The organism is Agrococcus lahaulensis DSM 17612 (assembly GCF_000425105.1).
Taxonomy (GTDB): domain Bacteria; phylum Actinomycetota; class Actinomycetes; order Actinomycetales; family Microbacteriaceae; genus Agrococcus; species Agrococcus lahaulensis.
Map to the genome: position 1 here is coordinate 149,931 of NZ_AULD01000005.1, position 25,808 is coordinate 175,738.

The following is a 25,808-nucleotide window of genomic DNA, read 5'->3' on the forward strand; positions in this document are numbered from 1 at the left end:
ACGACCCGATGGCAGGGCGGTCACTCGTGCGCGGGGCGGGGGCTACGCGCTGACGAGCAGCCCCTCGAGCACCTCGGCGAGGCCGTCGTCGTGGACGTCGGACGTCGACTCGCTCGCGGCCGCCTTGACCTCGTCGGGCGCCTGCCCCATCGCGACGGCGCGGCCGCCGCCCGCGGCGACCCACTCGAACATCTCGATGTCGTTGCGGCCGTCGCCGACGGCGAGGATCCGCTCCCGCGGGATCTCGAGCAGGCTCGCGACGCGCTCGAGGCCCGTCGCCTTCGTCACGCCGTCGGGGGCGATGTCGAGCCACGACGAGTAGCCGATCGCGTAGGAGACCTTGTGCAGGCCCATCCGCTCGACGATCTCGAGGAACTCGTCGGCCGCGTGGTCGGGGCTCATCACCACGACGCGCATCGCGGGCTGCTGGAAGAGGTCGTCGAACTCGACCTGCTCAGCATCCTCGAGGTTCCAGTCGTGCATGCCGTTCGTGTAGCGGCGGTGGCCGGTCGCGTCCTCGACCATGAAGGCGCCGCTCGGCAGCCCCTTCGCGATCGTGCGGAGCGCCTCCTCGGGGTCGAAGGTCTCGACGTGGAGCGGCTCGTAGCGGCCGGCCTTGCGCTCGAGCACGAGTGCGCCGTTCGCCGCGACGAGGTGGCTCGGCTCGATCCCGAGCCGCTCGGCCGTCGACTCGGTGGTCGGCTGGGAGCGCCCGGTGGCCAGGATCACGACGTGACCGGCCTCGACGACCGCACGCACCGCATCCGCCACCCGGGGCGAGAGCGAGTCGTCCTCGTGGACGATCGTGCCGTCGATGTCGAGGGCGATGAGCAGCGGCTCCATCACGCACCCACCGTCGCGGCGGCGGGCTCGATGACCGACAGGCCGCCGAGGTAGGGCTGCAGCGCCTCGGGCACGCGCACCGAGCCGTCGGCCCGCTGGTGCGTCTCGAGGATCGCGACGAGCCAGCGGGTCGTGGCGGCGGTGCCGTTGAGCGTCGCCACGGGCGCCGTCTTGCCGCTCTCGGTGCGGTAGCGCGTGCCGAGCCGGCGCGACTGGAACGTCGTGCAGTTGGAGGTCGACGTCAGCTCGCGGTACTGCTGCTGGCTCGGGATCCACGCCTCGATGTCGAACTTCCGCGCGGCGGAGGAGCCGAGGTCGCCGGCCGCGACGTCGATGACGCGGTAGTCGAGCTCGCACGCCTGGAGCATCCGCTCCTGGAGGGCGCGCATCCGGTCGTGCTCCGCCTCGGCCTCGCCGGGCTTGACGTACGAGAACATCTCGAGCTTGTTGAACTGGTGCACGCGCAGGATGCCGCGGGTGTCGCGGCCCGCGGAGCCCGCCTCGCGGCGGTAGCACGTCGACCAGCCGGCGTAGCGCTTCGGCTCGTCGACGTCGATGATCTCGTCGGCGTGGAAGCCCGCGAGCGCGACCTCGGAGGTGCCGGTGAGGTAGAGGTCGTCGGCGGGCAGGTGGTAGACCTCGTCGGCGTGCTCGCCGAGGAAGCCCGTGCCGCGCATGATCTCGGGCCGCACGAGCGTCGGCGTCGTGAGCGGCGTGAAGCCGTCGGCGAGCACTTGGTCGAGGCCGAGCAGCATGATCGCGAGCTCGAGCCGCATGCCGATGCCGGTGAGGTAGTAGAAGCGGGAGCCGGCGACCTTCGCGCCGCGCGCGATGTCGAAGGCCTTGAGGCTCTCGCCGAGCTCGACGTGGTCGCGCGGCTCGAAGTCGAACGAGCGCTCCTCGCCGTGCGTCGCGAGCGTGACGAAGTTCGCCTCCTCGCCGGCGGGCACGTCGGGGTGCACGAGGTTGCCGAGCCGCGAGACGGCGGTGTCGAAGGCGGCCTCGGCCTCGGTGACGCGCGCCTGCGCCTCCTTCACGCCGGCGGCGAGCGCCTTGCCCTGCTCGATGAGCGCCGGGCGGTCCTCCTTGGCGGCCTGGCCGACGAGCTTGCCGTGCGCGTTCTGCTCGGCGCGCAGCCGCTCGAACTCGGTGATGGCGGCGCGGCGGGCGGCCTCGGCGGTCAGCGCGTCGTCGACGTGCGAGACGGGGTCGCCGCGGCGCTCCTGGCTCTCGCGCACGAGGTCGGGCTGGTCGCGCAGCAGCTGGGGATCGATCACCCCTCCAGTCTAGGAGCCGTGGGTGAACGGACCGTCGGAGCCGCGACCGCCTCGGGATCCGTCCCGGATGCACGGGGTACTGTGCCGACATGCGCGCAGGCATCGTCTACAACCCGGTGAAGGTCGATCGCGACACCCTCGCCCGGCGGGTCGAGACCGCCGAGCCGATCGAGTGGTCGGAGCCCGTGTGGTTCGAGACGGATGCGGACGACTCCGGCCGCGCCGCGGTCAAGGCGGCGCTCGCCGAGGACATCGACCTGCTCATCGTCGCGGGCGGCGACGGCACCGTGCGGGTCGCGGCCGACGAGATCACGAGCACCGACGTGCCGCTCGCGATCGTGCCCGCGGGCACCGGCAACCTGCTGGCCCGGAACCTCGGCATCGACGTGACCGACGCGGTCGAGGCCCTCCGGACCGCGTTCGGCGGCACCGAGCGCGAGATCGACCTCGGCGAGCTCGAGATCCAGGCGCCCGACGGCACGCGCTCGAAGCACGCGTTCGCGGTCATGGTCGGCTTCGGCCTCGACGCCGAGATGATCGACAAGACCGACGAGGGACTCAAGAAGAAGGTCGGCTGGCTCGCCTACGTGGATGCGGCCGGTCGCGTCATCTCGTCGCTCGACAAGGTGCGGGTGGCGGTGCGGATGGACGGCGGGCGCACGACGCGCTCGACGGTCAACACGATGCTGATCGGCAACTGCGGCACCGTGACGAACGGCATCATCATCCTCCCCGACGCGGCGATCGACGACGGGATGCTCGACATCGCGCTCGTGCGTCCGCGCGGCGTGCGCGGCTGGGCGCAGGTCGCCGGCTACATCGCCCGCAACAACCTCATCGTGACGAAGCTGCTGCGACGACGCGGCCACCTCGGCCGGCAGCGCACCGGCGCGGCGCTCGGCTACGGGCAGGCGAAGGAGACCCAGGCGCGGCTCGACGAGCCGCGCGCGGTGCAGGTCGACGGCGACGTCGTGGGCGAGGCGATCGCGCTCCGCGCCGGCATCCGCGAGGAGGCGCTGCGCGTGCGGGTGCCGGCCGAGCACGCGCGCGACGAGGGCCCTGCGGTCTGACGCCCCATCCGTTCGTCGAGCAGCCCGGCCGCTCCACCCGTCGGTCGAGTAGCCCGGCCGCCGGCCGGGCGTATCGAGACCAAGAACGCCGCTGCGACAGACCGGTCTCGATACGCCGCCTGCGGCGGCTACTCGACCAACGGGTTGAGGGCGGCGCTGCTCGACCAACGGGAGGAGCGGGATGCGCTCAGCCGTCGGAGAGCGGCTCCCCGGCGACCAGCCCCCGCAGCCAGTCGCGGGCCTCGACGAACGAGCGGTCGCTGTAGCGGCGCTCGACGTGGATCCGCTGACCATCGGCCCGCGGGTACGAGCCCAGGAACGTCACCGACGGGGAGAAGCGCTTGAGGCCGAGCAGCGCATCCGCCACCCGCTCGTCCTTGATGTGCCCGTCAGCGTCGATCACGAAGCGGTAGCGGCCCAGCCGGTCGCCGATCGGCCGCGACTGGATGAGCGAGAGGTTGACGCCGCGGGTCGCGAACTGCTCGAGCATGTCGAGCAGCATGCCCGGCTCGTCGCTCGGCAGCTCGACGACGAGGCTCGTCTTGTCGGCGCCGGTCGGCTCGCCGGGAGCGCCAGCGCGACCGACGAACAGGAACCGGGTCACCGCATCCGGGTTGTCGCCGATCCGGTCGGCGAGCACGTCGAGCCCCTCGACCCAGTCGCCGATCGTGGGGGTCGAGAGCGCGGCTTGGGCGCCGCTCGCGCCGAGATCAGCGGCGGCCGTGACGTTCGACGCGGCTGGCAGGTGCGCGCGGCCGGGCAGCTCGCGCTGCAGCCAGCCGCTGCACTGCGCCCACGCGACGGGGTGCGCAGCGACGACGCGGATGTCGTCGAGGCGCGTGCCCGGCGGCGCGACGAGCGAGAAGTTCACGCTCACGACGTGCTCCGAGAGGATGCGCAGGCCCGGGGTGGCGGCGAGCGCGTCCTGCGCGGCGGTGACGCCGCCCTCGATGGAGTTCTCGATCGCGATCATCGCGGCGTCGGAGCGGCCCTCGGCGACGGCCGCGAGCGCCTCGGCGACGTTCGCGACCGGCACGCGCTCGGTCTGCTCGAGCCCGGGCACCTGCTCGAGCGCCGCCTCGGTGAACGTGCCGCGCGGGCCGAGGAACGTCACGACGCGGGGCTGGCTCATGGCTCCAGCCTAGGTCGGGCGCGCATCCGCACAGCGCAAGCCCGCGAGCGGCGGGCGGCGGCGGATGCGCGCGTCGACGCGGGCGCGCCGCGGGACCGCGCCGCCGGGCTTGCGTTGTGCACGGGGCGGGGCGGCAAGCCCGTCGCCCCGCCGTGACCTGCCGCCGCTCAGCGGCCGGTGCTTTGATGGCCCCATGAGCAGAGCCGGTACCGTCGCCCAGCCCCAGGACCTCATCGACGTCGCCGCCCTCGAGCGCGCCTACTTCGAGCTCGTCCCCGACGTCTCGAACCCCGACCAGGCGGTCGCGTTCGGCACGAGCGGGCACCGCGGCAGCGCGTTCGACGCGGCGTTCAACGAGACCCACATCCTCGCGATCACGCAGGCGATCTGCGAGTACCGCGCCGGCCAGGGCATCACCGGCCCGCTCTTCATCGGCCGCGACACCCACGGCCTCTCGCTCCCCGCCGAGCGCACGGCGCTCGAGGTGCTCGTCGCCAACGGCGTGCGGGTGATGGCGGATGCGCGCGGCTCGGTGACCCCGACGCCCGCGGTCTCGCGCGCGATCCTCGCGTACAACCAGGACGCATCCGGCCGCGCCGATGCCGACGGGGACCGCGCCGACGGCATCGTCGTCACCCCGAGCCACAACCCGCCGCGCGACGGCGGCTTCAAGTACAACCCGCCGCACGGCGGGCCGGCCGACTCCGACGCGACGGGCTGGATCGCCAAGCGCGCGAACGAGCTCATTGCCGGCGGCCTCGAGGGCGTGCAGCGCGTCGAGGTGACGGGCGGCAGCGACCCGCGGGTCGAGCTCTACGACTTCCGCGAGGAGTACGTCGCCGCGCTCGGCGGCGCGATCGACTTCGAGGCGATCAAGGCGGCGGGCATCCGCATCGGCGCCGATCCGCTCGGCGGCGCGGCGGTCGACTACTACGGCGCGATCGCCGAGCGCTACGGCATCGACCTGACCGTCACCAACCCATCCGTCGACCCGACCTGGTCGTTCATGACGCTCGACTGGGACGAGAAGATCCGCATGGACTGCTCGAGCCCCAACGCGATGGCCTCGGTGCTCGCGCGCAAGGACGAGTTCGACATCCTCACCGGCAACGACGCCGACGCCGACCGGCACGGCATCGTGACGCCCGACGGCGGGCTCATGAACCCCAACCACTTCCTCGCGGTCGCGATCGAGTACCTCTTCGCGCACCGGCCGCAGTGGCGCGCCGACGCGGCGATCGGCAAGACGCTCGTGTCGTCGTCGATGATCGACCGGGTGGCGGATGCGCTGGGTCGCCGGCTCTGGGAGGTGCCGGTCGGCTTCAAGTGGTTCGTGCCTGGGCTCGTCGACGGCTCGGTCGGGCTCGGCGGCGAGGAGAGCGCCGGCGCGTCGTTCCTGCAGGCCGACGGGACCGTGTGGACGACCGACAAGGACGGCATCCTGCTGTGCCTGCTCGCGTCGGAGATCCGCGCGATGACGGGCAAGTCGCCGTCGCAGCTCTACGGCGAGCTCACCGAGCGCTTCGGCGCGCCGGTGTACGAGCGGGTGGATGCGCCGGCGACGCGCGAGCAGAAGGCTCGGCTGGGCAAGCTCACGGGTGACGCGGTGACCGCGACCGAGCTCGCGGGCGACCCGATCGTCGCGAAGCTCACCGAGGCGCCGGGCAACGGCGCCGCGATCGGCGGGCTCAAGGTCGTGACCGAGCGCGCGTGGTTCGCGGCGCGGCCGTCGGGCACCGAGGACGTCTACAAGATCTACGCCGAGTCGTTCGCGGGCCCCGAGCACCTCCGGCAGGTGCAGGCGGAGGCGAAGGCGATCGTCGACTCGGCGCTCGGCGGCTAGTTCGTCCACCGACGGGGGCTGCTGCGCCCGAGCGGGGCTGGCGTGCCCGCCCCGCTGGGGCGGAACGGCCCCGGTCGCGAGAGGCGCTCGTACCGCGACAGCGCTCGTTCGCGGTGCTCGAGCTCGAGGCGCTCGCGCGCTGAGCCCGGCGCTGCTCAGTGGGTGGCGCCGAGCTCCACGAGCAGCACGCCGAGCGCGATCAGCGCGATGCCCGCGAGCATCGTGCGGGTGAGCGGCTCGCGGAAGAGCACGCGGCTCAGCACCGCGGTGAGCGCGACGCCGACCGCGGTCCAGATGCCGTAGGCGACGCCGAGCGGCATCCCGTGCGCGAGCGACACCGACAGGAGCGTGAAGGCGACGAGGTAGCACCCGGCGACGACGAGCGACCAGCGCCGCTTCGGCCGCTCCCCGACCGTCGCCATGCGCAACGAGAGCGTGCCGCCGACCTCGGCGACGATCGAGCCGATGAGCGCGAGCCAGGCGATCACGAGGTCTCCCGCGCATCGCGCTGCGCCCGCTGCGAGCCGATCTCGACGAGCAGCACGCCGCCCATGATGAGCGCGATGCCGGCGCCCATGAGCGGCGTGAGCGCCTCGCCGAACAGCAGCGCCGACGCGACGGCCGTGATGACGACGCCGCACGCGCCCCAGATGCCGTAGCCGACGCCGAGCGGCATGCCGGCGCGGAGCGCGAGGCCGAGCGCGGCGAAGGCGCCGAGGTAGCCGAGCGCGACGACGGCGTAGAGGGCGGGGGCGTCGAGGGCGGCCTTCAGGGAGAGGGTCGCGGTGACTTCGAGGGCGATGGCGGCTGCCAGGAGGAGCCAGCGCTTCACGGGCGGATCCGTCTCGATACGCGGCCTGCGGCCGCTACTCGACGAGCGGGGGCAAGGGCGGCCGCCGCTCGACGAGCGGGGGTACGGGCGGCAGCCGCTCGACGAGCGGGGGTCGGGGCGGCCGCCGCTCGACGAACGGCGGGCGTCACGGGGCGAAGGAGTCGGTGACGATGCGCACGTCGGGACCCAGCGCATCCGTCACGAGCTCGATGCCCGACTCGACCGTCAGCTCGTCGCGCCACGCCGAGCGCGTGATCGGCTCGGCCGCGTCGACGAGCGGGTGCAGCTGCAGGTTGCGGCGGTGGATCCAGTCCTGCGAGCGGAACTGCTGCGGCGTCAGGTCGAAGTGCATGTAGATCGGCACCGCCGCGGGGTCGACCACCTCGACCGGCCCGCCCGGCTCCCCCACGAGCTCGAACTGCGCGACCGCGCTCACGACTCGCGGGATCGCCATCTGCGTCGTCACCGAGTTGCCGAGCGAGTAGTAGACGAAGGCGCGCGAGCCGTCGGCGCGCTCGAGCCACTCCGCCTCCTGGAGCACGTGGGGGTGCGTGCCGAGGATGACCTCGGCGCCGAGGTCGGCGAGCCGCTGCGCCTGCTCGCGCTGCCGGGCATTGACGACGCTCGAGTACTCGTCGCCCCAGTGCACCGCGATGATCGTCGCGTCGGCCACCTCCTCGGCCTCGGCCATCTGCTGCTCGACGAGCGGGTCGTCGAGCCAGGTGACGACGAAGTCGTTCGTGGGCGTGTTCGAGAGGTCGACGAAGTTGAGGAACGCGACCGTCATGCCGTTCACCTCGGCGACCGGCACCTCGGCCTGCTCCTCCGGCGAGCGGAACGCCCCAGAGATCAGCAGCGGGTCGAGCTCGTCCCACACGGCGCGCGTGCGATCGACGCCCTCCTGCCCGCGGTCGAACGTGTGGTTGTTGCCGAGCCCCACGGTGTTGCAGCCCGCGTCGGCGATCCCCTCCGCGAACTCGCGCGGCGCGTTGAACGCCGGGAAGTACGTCAGCCCCAGCTCGACGCCGCCCGAGGGCGCCTCCTGGTTGCAGTAGACGAGGTCGCTGTCGGCCCAGATCGGCCGCGCGGCGTCGAAGAACTGCCCGTAGTCGTACCCGCCGTCGTCGGTGCGCGCATCCGTCGTCACCGAGTCGTGCGGCAGGATGTCGCCCATCGCGCTGACCGAGACGGAGATCGGCTCGGGGGTGGGCGTCGGGGTCGCGGATGCGGTGGGCTCGGCCGCGCCGTCGGTGGCCGAGGGCGCGGGGTCGAGCGCCCCCTGCTGGCAACCGGTGAGCACGAGGGCGGCCGCTGCGGCGATCGCGAGCAGCCCGCGCCGACGCGCGAGCACGCCGCCGAGAGCCCTGGATCCGCCCACCGATGCTCGCTCGCTCATGCCATCCAGGCTAGACGCGGCGGAGGCGGCGGAGATCGCGCCTCAGCGCTCGATGATGGCGACCGCGATGCAGACGACGACCGTGCCGACGAGGAGCAGCCACGACAGCGGCGAGCCGAGCGACCCGCGACCGGCCCCGCGCGCGGGCGAGCTCGAGCCGCTCGACGAGCCGCCGAACGCGCCGCCGCCGCCACGCATGCCGCCGCCGGAGAAGCGGAACGATCCGCCGCGGAATCCGCCACCGCCGCCGCGGAAGCGAGGGCGCGCGCTGCGCTTCGCCATCCGCTCAGCCGCCGAGGTAGGAGAACAGGAACGCGATGACGATGATCGCCATGATCAGCCCGAACGCCGACCAGGACCCGCCACCGTCGCCGCCGCGTCGCCGGTAGGAGCCGGAGCTGCCGCTCGAGCTCCAGTTCCACGAGCTGCTGCCGCGCGAGCGGCTCGACGAGCGGCCGAACGAGCCGCCGCCGCCGCGCCGCGATCCGCCGCCCGAGAAGCTCCGCCGCGACGAGCTGCGGCCGAAGCCGCCCCCGCCGCCCCTGCGTCCACCGCTCACACTGCGCTTCGCCATGGCGGCAGGCTACGCGATGCGGTTCAGCGGCCCCCGAGGAGCGTGATGCCGAGCGAGATGGCGAGGATGAGCGCGATGAGCCACCACGGCGCCGCCCCGCCCTCGGCGCGGTCGTCGCCCCGACCGGTGCTCCACAGGTCGAGCCCGCTCGAGCCGCTCGAGCTGGCGCTCGAGGCCCAGTTCCACGAGCTGCTGCTCGGCGTCGAACCGCCGAACGAGCCGCCGCCGCCCGAGAAGCCCCCGAACGAGCGACCGCCGCCACCGAAGCCGCCTCCACCGCCGCGGAACCCGCCGCTCACGCTCGCCTTCGCCATGGCGGCATGCTACGGCGCGTAGTCGGGCGCGGGCTCGAGCTCGAAGAACTCCTCGAGGGTCGCGGCACCGCGCTCGTGCATCGCGGTCGAGACCTCGACGCCGACGTAGCGCAGGTGCCACGGCTCCCACTCGTAGCCCGTGATGTGCTCGAGCCCCTGCGGGTAGCGCACGACGAAGCCGTGCTGCCACGCGTGCTCAGCGAGCCAGCGACCGGCCGCGGTGTCGCCGAAGCACGTCGCGAGCCGGCACGCGCCGCCGGTGCCGGAGACGTCGATCGCGAGCCCCGTCTGGTGCTCGCTGTGCCCGGGCCGCGCGCTCGTCGTGTCGGCCTCCGCCTGCCCGTAGCGCGCGACGTAGCCGGAGTAGAGCTCCGCCTGCCGGTCGTAGCCGCGGTAGGAGGAGAACACGAACGTGCCCTCGCCGATCTCGGCGCGCATCGCCTGCGACATCGCCGCGAGCGCGGCGTCGAGCTCGGGCCGCACGAGCTCGCCGCCCTCCTGCGCGCTCGAGACGGCGACGAGCTCGGGCCGGTACTCGGGCGGCTGCAGCGGCCGCCGCTTGTTGACGACGACCTGCAGGCTCGCGCCCGAGTCGATGTCGAAGGCGGATGCGTCGGGCTCGGCTGGCAGGGGCGTCGGGGTCGGGGTCGCGGTCGGCTCGGGCGCCGCTGCGCTTGCGGTCGGCGTCGGCGCGGGCGTCTCGCTCTCCGTCGCCGCGGTCTCGCTCGGCGCGGGCGCCTGCGCGGCACCGCACCCCGTCAGCACGAGCGCTGCTGCCACCACCACCACGACTCGACGCACGCATCCATCGTGCCATCCGCCTCGACCGCCCCCGGCTGGCGCCCCGAGAAACCATTCGGTAGACTAACGATCTTCCCGAGAGCTAAGGACCCCTATGCCGCAGCGCGATCCGCGCGCCGCCGAGAGCACCGCCGTGCCCGGCGACCCCTTCATGACCCGTCGCCAGATCATGCTCGTGCTGGTCGGCCTGATGATCGCGATGTTCCTCTCGTCGCTGTCGCAGACGGTCGTGGGCACGTCGATGCGCACCATCGCCGACGACCTGCACGGGCTCGACCTGCAGGTGTGGGTCGTGACGGCATTCCTCATCGTCTCGACGATCGTGACGCCCATCTACGGCAAGCTGAGCGACATCTTCGGCCGCCGGCCGCTCTTCCTCGCCGCGATCGCGCTGTTCCTCGTCGGCTCGATCCTGTGCTCGTTCGCGCAGGACATGATCCAGCTCGCCGCGTTCCGCGCCGTCCAGGGGCTCGGCGCCGGCGGCCTGATGGCGCTGCCGCTCACGATCATGGCCGACGTGCTGAGCCCCCGCGAGCGGGCGAAGTACCAGGGCTACTTCCTCGCGGTCTTCGGCGTCTCGTCGATCCTCGGCCCGCTCATCGGCGGCATGTTCGCGGGCGCCGACGAGATCCTCGCGCTCGACGGGTGGCGCTGGGTGTTCCTGTTCAACCTGCCCATCGGCGTCGCGGCGCTGTGGATGGTGTGGCGCTACCTGCACCTGCCCGCTCACCACGAGCGCGTGCGCATCGACTGGTGGGGCGCTGCCCTGCTCGTCGTGGGCGTCGTGCCGCTGCTGCTCGTGGCCGAGCAGGGTCGGGTGTGGGGCTGGACGTCGGTCGCCTCGATCGTCTGCTACGTCGTCGGGATCCTCGGGCTCATCGCGTTCGTGCTCGTCGAGCGCCGGATGGGCACCGCCGCCCTCATCCCGCTGCACCTGTTCGGCAACCGCGCCTTCTCGATGGCCACGCTGCTCGGCGTCCTCAGCGGCTTCGGCATGTTCGCCGGCATGATGATCATCCCGTTCGTGCTGCAGATCGTGCATGGCATGAACCCGACCGAGGCGGGGTTGGCGACGCTGCCGCTCATCGTCGGGCTCATGATCGCGTCGATCGCGTCGGGCCAGATCATCGCTCGCACGGGTCGCTACGGCGCCTTCCCGGTGCTCGGCCTCGCCTCCATGGCGATCGCCTACGGCGTGCTCGTGACCCTGCAGTGGGACAGTCCGCTCTGGGTGCTGCTGCTCGGGCAGCTGCTGCTCGGCCTCGGCCTCGGCCAGGTCAACCAGACGCTGACGATCGCGAGCCAGAACGCGGTGCAGCCGAAGGACATGGGCGTCGCGACGAGCTCGGCGACGTTCTTCCGGCAGCTCGGCGGCACCGCGGGCGTCGCGGTCGTCTTCTCGATGCTCTTCGCCCGCCTGCCCGAGACGCTCCAGACCGCGTTCGGGCGCCGCGACCTGCGCGCCGACCTCGAGGCAGCGGCGCAGGATCCCTCCGTGCTCGCCGACCCCGGCAACGCCCGCATCCTCGAGGTGCTCGCGCGCCCCGAGCAGATCGGCGGCGCGCTCAACGAGGATTCGTCGTTCCTCAACACCGCCGACCCGCGGCTCGCTGCCCCGTTCCTCGACGGCTTCTCGAACGCATCCAGCGGGCCCTTCTGGGTCGCGCTCGCGGTCGTCGGCGTCGCGCTCGTCATCGCCCTCTTCTTCCGCGTGCCGCCGCTGCGGCAGAAGTCGGCCATGGAGGAGGCGATGGAGGAGCGTGCCGCGCAAGCGCAGCTCGAGGCGGATGCGTCGGCCCCCGGCTCGATCGCCCCTCCCGTCACGACCGCGTCGAACCCGGTCGTGCGGACGGCCCGCGGCCGGGACGAGCCCTCCAGGGACTCCTGAGGCGCCTCCCAGGGAGCGCCCCTAGGTTTGATGGCGGAGCGACCGCTCCACGATCAAGGAGGTTGAGATGGGTCTCGACGACAAGATCTCGAACGCTGCCCAGGAGGCAGTCGGCAAGGCCAAGCAGGGCATCGGCGACGCGACGGACAACGAGCGCCTCGAGGCCGAGGGCCACAAGGACGAGGCGAGCGCCAACGCCAAGCAGGCGGGCGAGCACGTCAAGGACGCCGGCAAGGACGTGAAGGACACCTTCAAGTAGGTCTCCGATTGCGAAGGGGGCGAGCGCGTGCGCTCGCCCCCTTCGCCCTGCCTCAGTAGTTCAGCTCGTCGAGCCGCGTTGCGTCGATCTCGATGCCGAAGTCGCGCGCCTGCGCCTGGATCTTCTGCGCTCGCGCGAGCCGCGGGAGGTCGCTGCCGTCGGTGATCTTGCCGCCTGACTCCTCGAACGCGCGCACGAAGCCGTGCGCCCAAGCGACCTCGTCGGGGCTCGGCGCGAGGCCCGCGTTGACCATCGGCGCCTGCTCGTGGGTCAGCATGAGCTTGCCCGACATGCCCATCTCCTTCGCGAGCCGCGTACCGGCGTCGAGGCCGTCCATCGAGAGCGTCGGGCCGTCGATCGGCGCGGGCAGCCGCGCGGCCCGCGAGGCGATCACGAGCTGCGAGCGCGCGTACGCGAGCGCGATCGGGTCGTCGCCCGTCGCGGTGTCGCGCTTGAAGTCGCCCGTGCCGAACGCGAGCCGGAACGTCGACGGCGCGTTCGCGATCTGCTCGACGTGCAGCACCCCGCGCGCCGTCTCGACGAGCGCGAGGATGCGCATCCCCTCCGGCAGGCGGTCGGCGGTGTCGTTGACGTGGCTCGCGGACTCCGTCTTCGCCAGCATGACGCCCTCGAGCCCCGGCGCCCGCTCGAGCTCGGCGAGATCGGTGCTCCAGAAGTCGCTCGCCGCGTCGTTGATGCGCACCCACGCGCGGTGGCCCGTCGAGAGCCACTCGACGGTGTCGGCGCGCGCCTGCGCCTTGTCCTTCGCCGCGACCGCGTCCTCGATGTCGATGATGATCGCATCCGCCTCGCTCTCCTGAGCGATCTGGAAGAGCTCCGGCTTCGAGGCCGGCACGAGGAGCCAGGAGCGGGCGATGGCGGGAGAGATGTCGGTTCGAGGCACGTGCTCCAGGCTAACCCGCGCGCTGCCGCGCGGTGTCGACGCCACTGGCTAGGCTCGCGGCATGTCGATGATGTACTCCGGCGGGCTCGGCATCGCCGGCCTCGTGCTCGGTCTGCTGCTGATCGCGGGCGGCATCGTGCTGCTCGTGATCGGCTCCCGGCGACGCGACGACTCCACCTCGCGCCCGCCGCTCGCGATCGGCGTGACGCTCCTCGTGCTCGGGACCGCGCTCGCGGTCCCAAGCTTGCTGTGGACCGTGATGCTCTTCATGGCGTGACCGGCGCCCGGGCGATCGTCCAGGATCCGCTCCTAGGCTCGGCGGCATGGACGCCATCTTCGGAATGTCGCAGGGAGTCGCCACCTGGGTGCTGGCGCTCGGCCTCGGCGCGCTCGTGCTCGGCACCCTGCTGCTGACGAGCGGGCGCCGCCGCCGCGAGAAGCAGGAGCACGGCTCGCAGAACCGCGTGCTCGCGATCGTGCTGATCGTCGCCGGCGCGATCGCCGCGATCCTCGGCGCGATCTCGTGGATCATGGCGCTCACGACGGGCGGCTGAGCGAGCATGCCCGCGGGATTCGCGATCGTCCTGGCCGTCTTCGTCGCGGCCGTCGTCCTCACGGTGGTCGGCGTCGTGATGAGCATGCGCGGCACCGGCTCGACGCCGAAGCGGGGCGGCTGGCTCGCGCTGCTGAGCGGACTCGTCGCGCTCTGCTTCGGCGTCGCACTGTTCGTCTTCCTGCTCGGCGCCCTCATGGACGACCAGCCCGGGCTCTGGTAGCCGAGACGTCAGTCGGCGCGACCCCGCAGCCGGTCGATCTCGCGCCGCTCGCGGCTCGACGGCCGGCCCGCGCCCCGCGGCCGGAACGGCACCTGCGCCGCGTCGATCGCGCTCGGCCGGGGCGGCGAGCGGTCCTCGATCGCCTCGGCAGCGAGCGGCGCGCTCACCCGCTTCGCGAGCAGCTGCTTGACGATGACGACGCGGTCGAAGCCGTGGATGCGCACTCGCACCTCGTCGCCGACGCGCACGGGCTGCGCCGCCTTCGCGGCGTTGCCGTTCAGCTTCACATGACCGCCGCGGCACGCCTCGGTCGCGGCGGCGCGCGTCTTCACGAGCCGCACCGCCCAGATCCAGACGTCGAGCCGGACTCGCTCGCTCATGCCTCGGCCAGCACCTCGAGCACCGCGGCGCCGTAGCGCTCGAGCTTCGACTCGCCGACGCCCGAGATGGTCGAGAGCTCGACCATCGTGCGCGGGCGGCGCTCGGCGATCGCGGCGAGCGTCTTGTCGTTGAAGACGACGTAGGCAGGCACCGACTGCTCCTTCGCCGTGCTGGCGCGCCACGAGCGCAGCGCTTGGAAGAGCGACTGCGCCGCGTCGTCGAGCTGCGCGGTGCTCTCGGAGCGGCGCGCGACGTTCGCCGGCGCCTTCACCTCGTGCCGCAGCCGCACCTCCCGCTCGCCGGCGAGCACGGCAGCCGAGGCGTCGGTGAGCCCGAGCACGCCGAACTCGCCCTGCGGCTGCAGCAGGCCCTGCGCGAGCAGCTGCCGCACGACGCCGCGCCACTGCACGGCGCTCAGGTCGTTGCCGATGCCGTAGGTCGCGAGCTGGTCGTGGCCGAAGCGGCGGATGCGCTCGGTGTCGGCGCCGACGAGGATGTCGACGAGGTGACCGGCGCCGAACGACTGGCGCCGCTCGCGCTGCAGCCGCACGATGGTCGAGAGCAGCTTCTGCGCCGGGACGGTGCCGTCGTAGGAGTCGGGCGGCGTGAGGCACGTGTCGCAGTTGCCGCACGGCTCGCTCGGCTCGCCGAAGTAGGCGAGCAGCTGCACGCGCCGGCACTCGACGGTCTCGCACAGCGCGAGCATCGCGTCGAGGTGCATCGTCTGGTTGCGCTTGCGCTGCGCGTCGCCCTCACCGTCGGTGATCATCCGCCGCTGCTGCACGACGTCCTGCAGGCCGTAGGCGAGCCACGCGGTCGACGGCTCGCCGTCGCGGCCCGCGCGCCCCGTCTCCTGGTAGTAGCCCTCGACCGACTTCGGCAGGTCGAGGTGGGCGACGAAGCGCACGTCGGGCTTGTCGATGCCCATGCCGAACGCGATGGTCGCGACCATCACGACGCCGTCCTCGCGGAGGAAGCGCTGCTGATTCCTCGCGCGCCTGCCGGCGTCGAGGCCCGCGTGGTACGGGAGCGCGTCGACGCCCTGCGCGCGCAGCCAGTCGGCGGTCGACTCGACGGACTTGCGCGAGAGGCAGTAGACGATGCCGGCCGCGCCGGGGTGCTCGTCGCGGATGATGCGCAGCAGCTGCGCCTTCGCGTCCTGCTTCGGGGCGATGCGGTACTGGATGTTGGGGCGGTCGAAGCTCGAGACGAACACCTTCGCGCCGTGCAGCCCGAGCCGCTCGACGATCTCGGCGCGGGTCTCGACCGTCGCGGTCGCCGTGAGCGCGATGCGGGGCACGTCGGGCCAGCGCTCGCCGATCATCGAGAGCTGCAGGTAGTCGGGGCGGAAGTCGTGCCCCCACTGGCTCACGCAGTGCGCCTCGTCGATGGCGAAGAGCGCGATCGGGGCGGCGTCGAGCAGCGCCTGCGCGACGGGCAGCCGCTCGGGCGCGAGGTAGAGCATGTCGAGCTCGCCCGCGAGCAGGCGCCGCTCGACGTCGCGCCGCTCGTCGGGGCTCTGCGTGGAGTTCAGGTAGGCGGCGCGCACGCCGAGCTGCTCGAGCGCGTCGACCTGGTCGTGCATGAGCGCGATGAGCGGGCTGATGACGACGCCCGTCCCCTCGCGCACGAGCGAGGGGATCTGGTAGCAGAGGCTCTTGCCGCCGCCTGTCGGCATGAGCACGACGACGTCGCGGCCCGCGACGACCTCGTCGATGATCTGCGCCTGCTCGCCGCGGAACGCGTCGTAGCCCCACACGCGCGTGAGCGCCTCGAGCGGCGTCGCCGCCTTCGCCGTCGCGGCGATGCCGGGCGCGCGCGTCGCGGGGCGGACGGCGGTGCGGACGCCCCCTGCCGGCGCGTCCGCGTCGGTCGGCGGGAGCCAGCCGTCGGCCGGCTCGCCCCACGACTCCCACGCCCCTGGGGCGTCGTCGTCGCTCGGCGGCACCCAGTCGTCGTGCCTCGCGTCCGTCACGCATCCCCCTCCGTGGCCCTGCGCATCAGCCTAGGCGCGGCCGCCGACGCGGCGTGCGGGGCGACGCCCTCCCTGTGGGCTCAGCGCCGCCGCTCGAGCCACTCCTCGAAGGTGATCGAGCCCTTGTGCTGCTCGGTGAGATTGGCGCCCGAGCGCAGGTAGTCGAGCAGCGAGGGCGGGAACGGGCCGTTGACGATGAGGCCGCGCGCGCCGGTGATGCGCTGCCACGACTTCGCGAGGTCCCGCGAGATGCGCACCTGAGGGCCGGCGATCTCGGTGAACCGCTTGCCGGTCGGCTCGAGCGCCTCCTGCGCGACGAGGTCGGCGACCTCGCTCACCGCGACCGGCTGCAGGCGGCCGCCGAGCGCGACTGGGATGGCGCCGAGCGCGGAGCCCGCCTCGAACTGGTCGACCGACCACTCGTGGAACTGCGCCGCGCGCACGACCGACACCTCGAGCGGCGACTCGAGGTAGGCGAGCTCCTGCTGCCGCTTGCGGCGGTGGTAGCCGAGCCGCGAGCGCTCGACGCCGAGGATCGACAGCAGCACGACCCGGCCGACGCCGGCGCGCTCGGCCGCCTGCACGACGTTGCGAGTGCCGATCGTGAAGGGGCGCAGGTCGAGCGGGTTGCGCGAGTTGAGCGAGTCGACGACGACGTCCGCTCCCGCAAGCGCGTCGTCGAGCCCGTCCCCCGTGACGACGTCGGCCCTGACGCCCGGCGCGCCGGCGATCGTCCTGCCCGAGCGCGACATCGGCGCGGGCCGCTCGCCCCGCCGGCCGATGGCTCGCACGATCGCCGAGCCCGCGTTCCCCGATCCACCAACCACGACGATCCGCATGCCCTCACCGTACGCGGGAAGCGCGAGCGGTGCAGGCACCGAGGGCCCGGCACCGTCACCGGTCCGGGCCCTCGGGTCGACGCATCCGACGCTGTCCGGATGCGTCGGGCCGACTACTCCGCGGCGGGCTCGGCGGTCGGTGCGGTCGTCAGCGTGTCGAGCAGGTCGTCGCCGGGGACCGCCGGGATCATCGGCGCCTCGATCTCGGCGCGGTCGAGCAGCTGCTGCGTGCGCTTGCGACGCGCGGGCGCGATGACCGTCACGACCCGGCCCGCGTTGCCCGCGCGGCCGGTGCGGCCCGCGCGGTGCAGGTAGGTCTTGTACTCGTCCGGCGGGTCGGCCTGGACGACGAGCGCGACGTCGTCGATGTGGATGCCGCGCGCGGCGACGTCGGTCGCGACGAGCACGTCGACCTTGCCGCGCTTGAGCTTCTCGAGCGAGCGGTTGCGCTTGGCCTGCGTCAGGTCGCCGTGCAGGCTCACCGCCGCGATGCCCGCGTCGCTGAACTGCTCGGCGAGCCGCTCGGCGTAGGCGCGCGTGCGGGTGAAGACGATGATGCGGCCCGGGTTCGCGACGATCTGCTCGAGCACCGCGTCCTTGTCGTAGCGGTCGACGACGAGCACCTGGTGGTCGATCGTCGAGGTCGACTGCTCCTCGCCGGCGACCTCGTGGACGGCAGGCTCGGGCAGGAACTCCCGCACGATCGTCTGCACCTCGGCGTCGAGCGTCGCCGAGAACAGCAGCTTCTGGCTGCCCGGGCGCGTCTGGCGGAGGATGCGCTGCACCGGCTCGAGGAAGCCGAGCTCGCACATGTGGTCGGCCTCGTCGACCACCGCGATCTCGACGGCACCGAGGTTGAGCTTGCGCTGCTCGACGAGGTCCTCGATGCGACCCGGCGTGCCGATCAGGATGTCGACGCCGCGGCGGAGCGACTCGACCTGGCTGTCCTGCTTCACGCCGCCGACGATGACGGTCGTGAAGATGCCGACGGCGCGGCCGAGGCCCATGACGGTGTGGTTGATCTGCTGGGCGAGCTCACGCGTCGGCGCGAGGATGAGGGCGCGCGGCGGCCGGCCGAGCTCGCGGCGCTCGGGGCGGTTGCGCAGCAGCAGCTCGACGATCGGGGCGCCGAACGCGATGGTCTTGCCCGAGCCGGTCCGGCCGCGGCCGAGCACGTCGCGCCCTGCGATCACGTCGGGGATCGTCGCGGCCTGGATGGGGAAGGGCGACGGTGCGCCCATCGACTTCAGCGCTCCGGCGATGCCGGCGCCGAGGCCGAGGTCGGCGAACGAGACGCCCTCGACATCGGCTGCGCTCGTCGCGGTCGCGTCGAGCCGGTCGAGCACGACGTCCTCCTTCGGCGCGAAGGGCTTCGCGTCGGTCGAGGGGTAGTACGTGCTGTCGCGCCGCTGCGGGCGGTCGTCGAAGCTGCGGCGGGGGCGCTCCTCACGCTGAGGGCGGCGATCGCCAGCCCTGTCGTCGCGGTCGCGGAACCCGCGCTGCGGGCGCTCGTCGCGATCGAAGCGGCGCTCGCCGCGCGGGGCGCGGTCGTCGAAGCCGCGGCGCGGGCGGTCCTCGCGCTCGGGGCGACGGTCGCCGCCGCGCTCGTCGCGGTCGCGGAAGCCACGCTGCGGGCGCTCGTCGCGGTCGAAGCGGCGCTCGCCGCGCGGGGCGCGGTCGTCGAAGCCGCGGCGCGGACGATCGTCGCGCTCCGGACGGCGGTCGCCACCCCGCTCGTCGAAGCTGCGGCGGGGGCGGTCGTCGCGGTCGAAGCGGCGGTCGCCGCCGCGGTCGGCGAAGCGACGCTGCTGCGGGCGGTCGTCGCGGTCGAAGCGGCGGTCGTCGCGGTCGAAGCGGCGCTCGCCGCGGCGCTCGTCGCGCTCAGCTCCGAAGCGGGCCCGGCCCTGGTGCTCGTCGCGGGCGCGGTCGAACCCGCGCGGCCGCTCGCCGCGGTGCACTCGGTCGTCGCGCTGGTGGTCGCGCCCGCCCTGGGCGCCGCCGCGCGTGCGGAAGACGGGGCCGCGGCGGTCGTCGCGCTTGCGCTCCTCCGGCGGGATCCAGTTCGGCCGGCGGGACGCGCCCTGCGACCGCTGCTCGCGGTGCTCGCGGTCGTCGCTCGTCCAGCGGCGCTTGGGTCGGGCGTCGCCGTCCTGCGCCGGCCGGTGGCCGCGGTGACCCGGGCTGCGGGAGCCGGGGCGCGCGGAGGCGCGGTCGTCGGATCGGCGGGCGCCGTGAGGGCGCGAGGGATTCTGTGCCATTGCTCGTCTCTTCTGCGCACGAGCGATCGATCGCACTCGCGCGGGTCATGCCGCATTCATCGCGGGGATCTGGTCGACCGCGAGGGTGCTCGCGGGATCTCCGGCCGCGGTGACACTCCATGCGGCGCACACGCGCCTGTCCCGAGCCGACCGATCCACTCTACGGCACGGCGACGCGGAGCGACAGGGCAGGATCCGTCGCTCAGCCCAGCTGGTCGTGGGCGCGCACGCCGCCCCGCATGACCGACGACGTCCACTGGCGGCCGTCGAACCAGCGCGCGTCGGCGCGCTGGAACGGATCGGCGTACCAGTCGGGCGGCACCTGCTGCGGCGCGACGGGTGCGAGACCCACCGGCTGCGGCGCGCCGTCGTGCGGCGAGTGCCCGGCGGGCGCCGACATCGCCCGCTGCTGCGCCTGCCACGCCTCGTAGGCACGCACGTGCGCCTCGCGCTCGAGGCGATCGAAGTCCGCGGGCGTCGGGATGGGCGGCGGCTCCCGATCGGGCAGCTCGCGGCCGTAGACGTCGCGCTCGACCGGCGGGCGCTGGCCGAACGACGGGGACGGGCTCGCGGCGCGCTGCGCCGCCGCCGACTCGCGGCTCGCGACCGTCGGCTGCACGATCGCGCCCTGCTCCTGGCCGAAGTGGGTCGGCTGCGCCGGCACCGAGCCGGTCGAGCCGGGCGCGGGCCCCACGGGCGGCGACGCCGGCGCCGGAGAGTGGAGGGCGGCCTCGCCGCCTGGCACGGCCGGCGACGCGGCCGCACGCGGCGCGGTGCTCGTGAGCACGCGCCCGTCGCGGGCCGCGTAGTAGTGCATCGACGAGTCGGCGGGCCACTGCCCCTCGATGCGCAGCTGCGCGCGGCCTCCTGGCCGGGCGGGCGGCACGAAGGTCAAGCGCGTGCCCGTGCCCGCGGGAGCCCGCACGGTGATGCGTGCGCCCTCGATCACGCCGTCGGCGCGCGTGACGGAGATCGTCAGCGGGAGGTCTCCCGCCGGCACGTGCATCGTGATGTCGCCCCAGTCGAGCGGCGCGTGGAGTCCGCCGATGTCGAGCACGGGCGGGTGCAGGAAGTCGTCGATGCGGCCGTCCGCGATCGCGGAGTGCACGATGAGGAAGCTGGGCACGGCATCCTCCCTCGTCCCGTCACGACTGCGGCCCGCGACCTGCTGCGAGCCGCACTCATCTTGCCAGCGCGACCCCGCGCATCCGCTGTGAGCGCGATCAGCGCCTGCTGGCCGCCGCGAGCTCACCGCGCCGCTCGGCGCGCGTGCCGCTGCCGACCCGCACCCGGCGGCGCTCGATCGCGCCCTCGACGACGAGGTAGAGCACCGGCAGCACGATGAGGGTCAGGAGCGTCGACGAGATGAGCCCACCGATCACCACGATCGCGAGCGGCTGCGAGATGAAGCCGCCCTCGCCCGTGAGGCCCGCCGCCATCGGCACGAGCGCGAAGATCGTCGCGGCGGCGGTCATGAGGATCGGCCGGAGCCTGCGCTCCGCGCCCTCGACGATCGCCTCGCGCACCGGCCGGCCGCGGTCGCGGTACTGGTTGACGAGGTCGATGAGCACGATCGCGTTCGTCACGACGATGCCGACGAGCATGAGCACGCCGACCATCGAGGCGACGCCGAGCGGCACGCCGGTGATGAGCTGCATCGCGATCGCGCCGCTCGCGGCGAACGGCACCGAGACGAGCAGCAGGAACGGCTGCAGCAGGCTCTTGAAGGTCGCGACCATGATGACGTAGACGAGCAGCACCGCGACTAGCGCCGCGATCCCGAGCTGGGTGAACGCATCCGTGATCTGCGTCGCGACACCGCCGACCGCGGCGCTCGCGCCGTCGGCGAGCTCGAGCTCGGCGAGCGCGTCGGCCACGCCGGTCGACACCCCGCCGACGTCGGCCGCGTTCGGCGTCACGGTGACGGTCGCGGTGCGCGCGCCGTCGCTCGTCGAGATCGACACCGGCCCCTCGATCTCGGTCACCTCCGCGACGTCGGCGAGCGGCAGCGTGCCGTTCGGGGTCGGCAGCTGCAGCTCGCGGAGCTCCTCGAGGGTCGCCGCCGGCGCGATGGCGTCCATCCAGATGCGCACGAGGGAGCCCTCGAGCTGGATGTCGCCGATCGGCGTCGGCTGCATGGCCTGCGCGACGAGTCCCGAGACGGCCGCCTCGCTCAGCCCGAGGCTCGCGGCGAGCTCGCGGTCGACCGCGACCTGCACGAGCGGCTGGGCGCCCTCGAGCGAGTCGGTCACCTGCGAGACGCCGTCGAGGCCCGAGACGGCGTCGACGACGGATGCGGTGGCGGGCTCGAGCACGTCGGTCGTGGGCGCCTGCACCTCGATCTCGATGTCGCCGCCCGCGAAGCCGCCGGACGAGCCGACCGTGACCTCGCCCTCGGCGTCGTCGCCGAGCTCGAGGATCTGCTCGCGGAGCGCCTCCATGTCGGTGCCGTCGGCGGCGATGACGCCGTAGCTGACCGCGCCGCCGCCCGCGCCGCCGCCCGTGAAGCCCGCGAACTGGTTCGCGGTGCTCGAGACGGTCGCCGAGACGGTCTCGACGCCCTCGAGCCCCTGCAGCTCGTCAGAGAGCGTCTCGGCGGCCGCGAGCTGCGCGTCGAGCGACGCCCCGGGCTCGAGCTGCTGCGTGACGTTGACGGTCGTCTGGCCGTCGTCGCCGAGGAAGTTCGTGGCGAGCAGCGGCAGCGCGGCGACGCTCGCAGCGAGCACCGCGACGGCGCCGCCGAGCACGAGCCACGGGCGCCGGAGCGTCGCGAGCAGGATGGGGCGGTACCCGCGCCGCAGCCGGTCGGGGCGCTCGGCCACGGGCTGCGGCTCGGGCGCCGCCTCGGCGGCGACGGGGGCGGATGCGCTGCGCCGGCCGAGGAGGGAGCGTCGCGTCGGGCGGGCGGTCGCCTCGCTCGCGGCGGCGGCGCGCGCCGCGGCCTCCTCTCTCTCTACGACCTCCTTCGGCCGCTTGAGCAGCCAGTACGCGAGCACGGGCACGATCGTGAGGGCGATCACGAGCGAGGAGACGAGCGCGATCGTCACCGTGAGGGCGAAGGGCCGGAAGAGCTCGCCGGTGATGTCGCTCACGAAGGCGAGCGGCAGGAACACGATGACAGTGGTGAGCGTGGACGCCGTGATCGCGCCCGCGACCTCGCGCACCGCATCCAGGATCGCCTTCGAGCGCGAGGGCTCGAAGCCCATGTGGCGCTTGATGTTCTCGATCACGACGATCGAGTCGTCGACGACGCGGCCGATCGAGAGGGTGAGCGCGCCGAGCGTCAGCACGTTGAGGGAGTAGCCGGCGCCCCACATGCCGATGAAGGTCATGAGCACAGAGATGGGGATCGACACCGCCGTGACGATGGTCGACCGCACCGACCAGAGGAAGACGAGGATGACGAGCACGGCGAAGGCGAGGCCGAGCATGCCCTCGACCGCGAGCGCCTCGATCGACTGCTCGATGTAGGGCGCCTGGTCGAGCACGGTCGTGAAGGTGACGCCCTCGCCGAGCTCGTCCTGCAGCGTCGGGAGCAGCGCCTGCACCGCGTGGGAGACGTCGACGGTGTTGGCGGCCTGCGTCTTCGTGATCGAGAGGATGATCGCCGGCTCGCCGTCGACGATCGCGACCGACGAGACGGGATCGGTGCCGAGCGCGACGTCGGCGACGTCGCCGATCGCGATGTCGCCCGTGAGCGGCAGCCCCGCGACGTCGTCGACCGAGCCGAGCCGCTCGCCGATCTGCACGCTGAGCGTCTGCTCGCCGTCGTCGACGGTGCCGCCGGGCAGCAGCTGCCCGTGCTCGTCGATCGCGTCGGAGACGTCGACGCGGCTGAGGCCTGCCGCCGCGAGTGCCGCATCGTCGGGTGCGATCGTGATGCGCTGCCCGGGGGCGCCCTGCAGCTGCACCGCGCGCACGCCGTCGGTGCGCTCGAGCTGCGGGACCGCGATCGTCTCGATGCGGTCGACGAGCGCGGACTGCTCCCCAGGTCCGGAGACGGCGACGCGCAGCACGGGGAAGTCGGCGATCGAGCCGGTGAGCACGGTGGGCTCGGCGGTGTCGGGCAGCTGGCCCAGGATGCGGTTGACGGCCTGCTGCACGCGCTGCTCGGCCGTAGGGATGTTCGTGCCGTAGGTGAACTCGGCGAAGACGACGCTCAGCGACGTCGAGGAGGTGCCGCTCGTGCCCTCGAGCCCCGGCACCGACTGGATCGCCTGCTCGATCGGCCCCGTGACGTCCTCGCTCATGATCTCGGGGCTCGCGCCCGTGACCGTGGTCGAGACGACCACCGCGGGCAGCTCGAGCTCGGGCGTCAGCTCCGTCTTGAGGTTCGCCAGCGCGACGCCGCCGAAGATGGCGATGCAGATGGTCGCGAGCGCGACGAGCGCCCTGTTCTTGAGGCTGGCGAGCGAGAGCAGATGCACCCGTCGATCCTGTCACCCCCGAACTGCGGGGAGGGCCGCTCCCGCTATGGATCGGCCCGCCCCTCGCACGGGCGGCGCTATGCCTTCCGGCGCTCGACGAACGCGCGCATCGCGTCGCGCACGTAGGCGGCGCCCTCGGCCCCGCCGTAGTTCGCGGCGAACCGCTCGTCGGCGACGTACATGTCGCCGAGCCCCGCGAACGCCTCGAGCGGCGGCGACGCGGTCTGCCAGCCGGCGCCGACCCAGGCGTAGTGGCGCTGCACGAGCGCCTGCACCTCGTCGGCGTCGACCGGCGTGCCGGCCGCTCGCGCCGCGGCGTAGCCCGCAGCGATGTCGACGTGCTCCTGGCCGAAGCGGCGCTTGTCGTCCTCCGACATGCCGCGCCACCAGGCCTGGGAGTCGTCCCACGCCTTCCGGCCCCACCGCTCGGTGACCTCCTGCTCGAACTGGCCCTGGTCGAACCCGTCGAGTGCTTCCTCCGCCGTCATGGCGGCTCCTCCCTCTCGTGCCCGCAGCGTCTGCTCGACGGCGCGGATCTGCCTGCGGATGCGGTCGGCCTCGGCAGCGAGGTCGGCGAGGTGGGCGCGCAGCGCCTCCTCGTCGGAGGCTCGCTGCAGGCTCTCGGCGATCGCCGGGATGCCGACGCCCAGCCCGCGCAGCAGCAGGATGCGCTGCAGCCGCGCGAGCGACGCCTCGTCGTACCAGCGCATCCCGCTCGCGTCGGTGCGGGCGGGAGCGAGGATGCCGACGGCGTCGTAGTGCCGCAGGGTGCGGCTCGAGACGCCGGCGAGCTTCGCGATGCGCTGGATCGACCACTCCATGCCGACGACGCTACGGGTTGACGCTGCGTCAACGTCAACCCCGGCTTCACCGCGCGGCGGTCTAGCGTTGCGGCATGCGCCTGCTGCCGTCGATCGCCGCGGTCGCCCTGGGCGGCGCCCTCGGCACGGCCGCCCGCGCCCTGCTCGAGGCGGCTGTGCCTGGCGGCTGGGCGCTGCTGCTCGTCAACGCGCTCGGCAGCCTGCTGCTCGGCATCGCCACCGCCGCGCTCGCGAGCGCGCCGGACTGGCTGCGGCACGGCATCGGCGCCGGCGTGCTCGGTGGCTTCACGACCTTCAGCGCCGTCGCGGTCGCGAGCGTGTCGGCGACCGCCGCGGCCCACGGCTTCTCGACGATCGTGCCGTCGCTGCCGGGCATCGCCATCGCGATCGGCATGCTGCTCGCAGGCCTCGCCTCGGCGTGGGCCGGGCTCGCGATCGGCCGCCGGCTCGTGCGAGAGCGGGCCGCATGAGCCCCCTCGAGCTGCTCGGCATCGCCGCGGCGGGCGGGATCGGCGCGGTGGTGCGCTTCCTCGCCGGCGCGCTGCCGCGCCGGCGCCCCGTGCGGTCGACGATCGTCGTCAACCTCGTCGCGAGCCTGCTCGCCGGCGCGCTCACCGGTCTCCTCGTGCTCGACGACGCGTGGCGCGCCATCCTCGTCACCGGCTTCTGCGGCGGGCTCTCGACGTACTCGGCGTTCGCGCTGCAGGCGGTCGAGCAGCTCGAGCGCCGCCGCCGCGGCGCTGCCGCACTGACGATCGCGGTGACCGTCGTGGGCGGCGCGATCGCCGCATCCGCGGGCCTGCTCGCGGGTGCGCTGCTCGTCCCGTCGCCCGCGACGTGAGCCGGGGCACCCTATCCCCACCCGCATCCGCCCACACGGCGACAAGCGGGCGCGATGCTACGATGGAGGTTGGACTTAGCATCGCAGTTCTCACATCGTTCGTCGGCTCTCGGCCGGCGCCGTCCGCAAGGGGGGTCCAGCATGGGTCGTGGTCGTCAGAAGGCCAAGCACACGAAGCTGGCACGTGAGCTGAAGTCATTCAGCCCGAACATCAACTACTCCGTGCTCCAGCAGGAGCTGGGGGGCGCCCCCGCCGACGACGAGCTCGTCGACAAGTGGGCCGACTACGCCGACTACTCGCCCGAGACCGACGACGACTACGCCGACGGGCGTCAGCAGGGGCGCAGCGCCTGACGC

At 73.3% G+C, this 25,808-nt stretch carries 28 protein-coding genes; 10 read left to right on the plus strand and 18 right to left on the minus strand.

Going from position 1 to position 25,808, the window contains the following annotated elements; genetic code table 11:
- Positions 1-42: 42 nt before the first annotated feature.
- Positions 43-843 carry an HAD family hydrolase gene (locus H508_RS0101140; protein WP_026372699.1) on the minus strand — a complete coding sequence of 267 codons (801 nt, stop codon included), beginning with the start codon at positions 841-843 and terminating at the stop codon, positions 43-45.
- The gene (gene serS / locus H508_RS0101145) at positions 843-2,120 is read right to left on the minus strand and encodes a serine--tRNA ligase (protein WP_026372700.1); all 1,278 of its coding nucleotides are present in this window, start codon (positions 2,118-2,120) and stop codon (positions 843-845) included. The genes H508_RS0101140 and serS overlap by 1 nt, the downstream gene beginning before the upstream one ends.
- Before the next feature lie 89 nt (positions 2,121-2,209).
- On the opposite strand from serS, the gene H508_RS0101150 reads away from it, so the two are divergent.
- Positions 2,210-3,190: a diacylglycerol/lipid kinase family protein gene (locus tag H508_RS0101150; RefSeq protein ID WP_026372701.1), complete on the plus strand. Its 981-nt coding sequence runs from the start codon at positions 2,210-2,212 to the stop codon at positions 3,188-3,190.
- 187 nt (positions 3,191-3,377) lie between these two features.
- On the opposite strand, the gene pheA is transcribed toward H508_RS0101150, so the two are convergent.
- On the minus strand, positions 3,378-4,322 hold the full coding sequence (gene pheA, locus H508_RS0101155; protein ID WP_026372702.1) for a prephenate dehydratase: 945 nt from the start codon (positions 4,320-4,322) through the stop codon (positions 3,378-3,380).
- A gap of 193 nt (positions 4,323-4,515) precedes the next feature.
- Between pheA and pgm the strand changes: the two genes are divergently transcribed.
- Positions 4,516-6,165 carry a phosphoglucomutase (alpha-D-glucose-1,6-bisphosphate-dependent) gene (pgm, locus tag H508_RS0101160; protein ID WP_026372703.1) on the plus strand — a complete coding sequence of 550 codons (1,650 nt, stop codon included), beginning with the start codon at positions 4,516-4,518 and terminating at the stop codon, positions 6,163-6,165.
- Positions 6,166-6,320: 155 nt separating this feature from the next.
- On the opposite strand, the gene H508_RS0101165 is transcribed toward pgm, so the two are convergent.
- The 7 genes from H508_RS0101165 to H508_RS0101200 all read right to left on the minus strand — a co-directional run bounded on the left by H508_RS0101165 (position 6,321) and on the right by H508_RS0101200 (position 10,082).
- The gene (locus H508_RS0101165) at positions 6,321-6,650 is read right to left on the minus strand and encodes a DMT family transporter (RefSeq protein ID WP_026372704.1); all 330 of its coding nucleotides are present in this window, start codon (positions 6,648-6,650) and stop codon (positions 6,321-6,323) included.
- Entirely contained in the window at positions 6,650-6,997 is a 348-nt protein-coding gene (locus tag H508_RS0101170) for a DMT family transporter (protein ID WP_026372705.1), read from the minus strand. The genes H508_RS0101165 and H508_RS0101170 overlap by 1 nt, the downstream gene beginning before the upstream one ends.
- A gap of 145 nt (positions 6,998-7,142) precedes the next feature.
- Entirely contained in the window at positions 7,143-8,393 is a 1,251-nt protein-coding gene (locus H508_RS13780) for a CapA family protein (RefSeq protein ID WP_084154901.1), read from the minus strand.
- A 42-nt stretch (positions 8,394-8,435) separates the two neighbouring features.
- On the minus strand, positions 8,436-8,675 hold the full coding sequence (locus tag H508_RS17615) for a hypothetical protein (protein WP_026372706.1): 240 nt from the start codon (positions 8,673-8,675) through the stop codon (positions 8,436-8,438).
- Positions 8,676-8,679: 4 nt separating this feature from the next.
- Positions 8,680-8,967, minus strand: a complete 288-nt coding sequence (locus H508_RS0101190; protein WP_026372707.1) for a hypothetical protein — start codon at positions 8,965-8,967, stop codon at positions 8,680-8,682.
- A gap of 23 nt (positions 8,968-8,990) precedes the next feature.
- Positions 8,991-9,281, minus strand: coding sequence for a hypothetical protein (locus tag H508_RS17620; RefSeq protein ID WP_026372708.1), 291 nt, complete (start codon positions 9,279-9,281; stop codon positions 8,991-8,993).
- A 9-nt stretch (positions 9,282-9,290) separates the two neighbouring features.
- On the minus strand, positions 9,291-10,082 hold the full coding sequence (locus H508_RS0101200) for a M15 family metallopeptidase (RefSeq protein WP_026372709.1): 792 nt from the start codon (positions 10,080-10,082) through the stop codon (positions 9,291-9,293).
- A gap of 94 nt (positions 10,083-10,176) precedes the next feature.
- Here H508_RS0101200 and H508_RS13785 point away from each other — a divergent pair, with 94 nt between their 5' ends.
- Together H508_RS13785 and H508_RS0101210 are read left to right on the plus strand one after the other, a co-directional pair.
- Positions 10,177-11,970 (plus strand): MDR family MFS transporter, encoded by a 1,794-nt coding sequence (locus H508_RS13785; RefSeq protein ID WP_084154903.1) that lies wholly within the window; start codon positions 10,177-10,179, stop codon positions 11,968-11,970.
- Between the two features lie 67 nt (positions 11,971-12,037).
- Entirely contained in the window at positions 12,038-12,229 is a 192-nt protein-coding gene (locus tag H508_RS0101210; RefSeq protein ID WP_021010422.1) for a CsbD family protein, read from the plus strand.
- Between the two features lie 52 nt (positions 12,230-12,281).
- Here H508_RS0101210 and H508_RS13790 read toward each other — a convergent pair whose 3' ends face one another.
- Positions 12,282-13,133, minus strand: a complete 852-nt coding sequence (locus tag H508_RS13790) for an HpcH/HpaI aldolase/citrate lyase family protein (RefSeq protein ID WP_245569418.1) — start codon at positions 13,131-13,133, stop codon at positions 12,282-12,284.
- Positions 13,134-13,194: 61 nt separating this feature from the next.
- On the opposite strand from H508_RS13790, the gene H508_RS0101220 reads away from it, so the two are divergent.
- From H508_RS0101220 to H508_RS0101230, 3 genes are read left to right on the plus strand one after another with little or no spacing between them, the layout of a single operon-like run.
- Positions 13,195-13,410: a hypothetical protein gene (locus H508_RS0101220; protein ID WP_026372710.1), complete on the plus strand. Its 216-nt coding sequence runs from the start codon at positions 13,195-13,197 to the stop codon at positions 13,408-13,410.
- A 46-nt stretch (positions 13,411-13,456) separates the two neighbouring features.
- Entirely contained in the window at positions 13,457-13,687 is a 231-nt protein-coding gene (locus tag H508_RS0101225) for a hypothetical protein (RefSeq protein ID WP_026372711.1), read from the plus strand.
- Positions 13,688-13,693: 6 nt separating this feature from the next.
- Complete coding sequence (locus H508_RS0101230; RefSeq protein WP_026372712.1) at positions 13,694-13,909, plus strand: hypothetical protein; 216 nt, start codon at positions 13,694-13,696, stop codon at positions 13,907-13,909.
- Positions 13,910-13,917: 8 nt separating this feature from the next.
- On the opposite strand, the gene H508_RS0101235 is transcribed toward H508_RS0101230, so the two are convergent.
- The 7 genes from H508_RS0101235 to H508_RS0101265 all read right to left on the minus strand — a co-directional run bounded on the left by H508_RS0101235 (position 13,918) and on the right by H508_RS0101265 (position 24,610).
- The gene (locus H508_RS0101235) at positions 13,918-14,289 is read right to left on the minus strand and encodes an RNA-binding S4 domain-containing protein (protein WP_026372713.1); all 372 of its coding nucleotides are present in this window, start codon (positions 14,287-14,289) and stop codon (positions 13,918-13,920) included.
- Positions 14,286-16,265, minus strand: coding sequence for a DNA helicase RecQ (gene recQ / locus H508_RS0101240; protein WP_026372714.1), 1,980 nt, complete (start codon positions 16,263-16,265; stop codon positions 14,286-14,288). Before recQ ends, H508_RS0101235 begins: the two co-directional genes overlap by 4 nt.
- 80 nt (positions 16,266-16,345) lie before the next feature.
- Complete coding sequence (locus tag H508_RS0101245; RefSeq protein WP_026372715.1) at positions 16,346-17,104, minus strand: SDR family oxidoreductase; 759 nt, start codon at positions 17,102-17,104, stop codon at positions 16,346-16,348.
- 113 nt (positions 17,105-17,217) lie between these two features.
- Positions 17,218-19,362, minus strand: a complete 2,145-nt coding sequence (locus tag H508_RS13795; protein WP_051222473.1) for a DEAD/DEAH box helicase — start codon at positions 19,360-19,362, stop codon at positions 17,218-17,220.
- 202 nt (positions 19,363-19,564) lie between these two features.
- Complete coding sequence (locus tag H508_RS0101255; protein WP_026372716.1) at positions 19,565-20,488, minus strand: DUF2510 domain-containing protein; 924 nt, start codon at positions 20,486-20,488, stop codon at positions 19,565-19,567.
- A gap of 97 nt (positions 20,489-20,585) precedes the next feature.
- A complete protein-coding gene (locus H508_RS0101260; protein WP_026372717.1) occupies positions 20,586-23,789 on the minus strand; it encodes an efflux RND transporter permease subunit in 3,204 nt (1,067 codons plus the stop codon).
- Positions 23,790-23,866: 77 nt separating this feature from the next.
- The gene (locus H508_RS0101265) at positions 23,867-24,610 is read right to left on the minus strand and encodes a MerR family transcriptional regulator (RefSeq protein ID WP_026372718.1); all 744 of its coding nucleotides are present in this window, start codon (positions 24,608-24,610) and stop codon (positions 23,867-23,869) included.
- A gap of 74 nt (positions 24,611-24,684) precedes the next feature.
- Between H508_RS0101265 and H508_RS13800 the strand changes: the two genes are divergently transcribed.
- The 3 genes from H508_RS13800 (at position 24,685) to H508_RS0101280 (ending at position 25,805) form a co-directional block, all read left to right on the plus strand.
- On the plus strand, positions 24,685-25,080 hold the full coding sequence (locus H508_RS13800) for a fluoride efflux transporter FluC (protein WP_035253600.1): 396 nt from the start codon (positions 24,685-24,687) through the stop codon (positions 25,078-25,080).
- Positions 25,077-25,451, plus strand: a complete 375-nt coding sequence (locus tag H508_RS13805; protein WP_051222476.1) for a fluoride efflux transporter FluC — start codon at positions 25,077-25,079, stop codon at positions 25,449-25,451. The genes H508_RS13800 and H508_RS13805 overlap by 4 nt, the downstream gene beginning before the upstream one ends.
- A gap of 141 nt (positions 25,452-25,592) precedes the next feature.
- Positions 25,593-25,805, plus strand: a complete 213-nt coding sequence (locus H508_RS0101280) for a DUF3073 domain-containing protein (RefSeq protein WP_026372719.1) — start codon at positions 25,593-25,595, stop codon at positions 25,803-25,805.
- Positions 25,806-25,808 lie beyond the last annotated feature (3 nt).

Excerpts from the sequence above, each read along its gene's own strand:
- H508_RS0101225 (WP_026372711.1), top strand. The coding sequence starts at position 13,457 with ATGGACGCCATCTTCGGAATGTCGCAGGGAGTCGCCACCTGGGTGCTG.
- pheA (WP_026372702.1), bottom strand. The coding sequence starts at position 4,322 with ATGAGCCAGCCCCGCGTCGTGACGTTCCTCGGCCCGCGCGGCACGTTC.
- H508_RS0101265 (WP_026372718.1), bottom strand. The coding sequence starts at position 24,610 with ATGGAGTGGTCGATCCAGCGCATCGCGAAGCTCGCCGGCGTCTCGAGC.
- H508_RS0101245 (WP_026372715.1), bottom strand. The coding sequence starts at position 17,104 with ATGCGGATCGTCGTGGTTGGTGGATCGGGGAACGCGGGCTCGGCGATC.
- H508_RS0101140 (WP_026372699.1), bottom strand. The coding sequence starts at position 843 with ATGGAGCCGCTGCTCATCGCCCTCGACATCGACGGCACGATCGTCCAC.
- H508_RS0101280 (WP_026372719.1), top strand. The coding sequence starts at position 25,593 with ATGGGTCGTGGTCGTCAGAAGGCCAAGCACACGAAGCTGGCACGTGAG.
- H508_RS0101220 (WP_026372710.1), top strand. The coding sequence starts at position 13,195 with ATGTCGATGATGTACTCCGGCGGGCTCGGCATCGCCGGCCTCGTGCTC.
- H508_RS17615 (WP_026372706.1), bottom strand. The coding sequence starts at position 8,675 with ATGGCGAAGCGCAGCGCGCGCCCTCGCTTCCGCGGCGGCGGTGGCGGA.
- H508_RS13785 (WP_084154903.1), top strand. The coding sequence starts at position 10,177 with ATGCCGCAGCGCGATCCGCGCGCCGCCGAGAGCACCGCCGTGCCCGGC.
- H508_RS0101150 (WP_026372701.1), top strand. The coding sequence starts at position 2,210 with ATGCGCGCAGGCATCGTCTACAACCCGGTGAAGGTCGATCGCGACACC.
- H508_RS0101230 (WP_026372712.1), top strand. The coding sequence starts at position 13,694 with ATGCCCGCGGGATTCGCGATCGTCCTGGCCGTCTTCGTCGCGGCCGTC.
- H508_RS13805 (WP_051222476.1), top strand. The coding sequence starts at position 25,077 with ATGAGCCCCCTCGAGCTGCTCGGCATCGCCGCGGCGGGCGGGATCGGC.
- H508_RS17620 (WP_026372708.1), bottom strand. The coding sequence starts at position 9,281 with ATGGCGAAGGCGAGCGTGAGCGGCGGGTTCCGCGGCGGTGGAGGCGGC.
- H508_RS0101210 (WP_021010422.1), top strand. The coding sequence starts at position 12,038 with ATGGGTCTCGACGACAAGATCTCGAACGCTGCCCAGGAGGCAGTCGGC.
- H508_RS13800 (WP_035253600.1), top strand. The coding sequence starts at position 24,685 with ATGCGCCTGCTGCCGTCGATCGCCGCGGTCGCCCTGGGCGGCGCCCTC.
- H508_RS13780 (WP_084154901.1), bottom strand. The coding sequence starts at position 8,393 with ATGAGCGAGCGAGCATCGGTGGGCGGATCCAGGGCTCTCGGCGGCGTG.
- H508_RS0101190 (WP_026372707.1), bottom strand. The coding sequence starts at position 8,967 with ATGGCGAAGCGCAGTGTGAGCGGTGGACGCAGGGGCGGCGGGGGCGGC.
- pgm (WP_026372703.1), top strand. The coding sequence starts at position 4,516 with ATGAGCAGAGCCGGTACCGTCGCCCAGCCCCAGGACCTCATCGACGTC.
- H508_RS0101235 (WP_026372713.1), bottom strand. The coding sequence starts at position 14,289 with ATGAGCGAGCGAGTCCGGCTCGACGTCTGGATCTGGGCGGTGCGGCTC.
- H508_RS13795 (WP_051222473.1), bottom strand. The coding sequence starts at position 19,362 with ATGGCACAGAATCCCTCGCGCCCTCACGGCGCCCGCCGATCCGACGAC.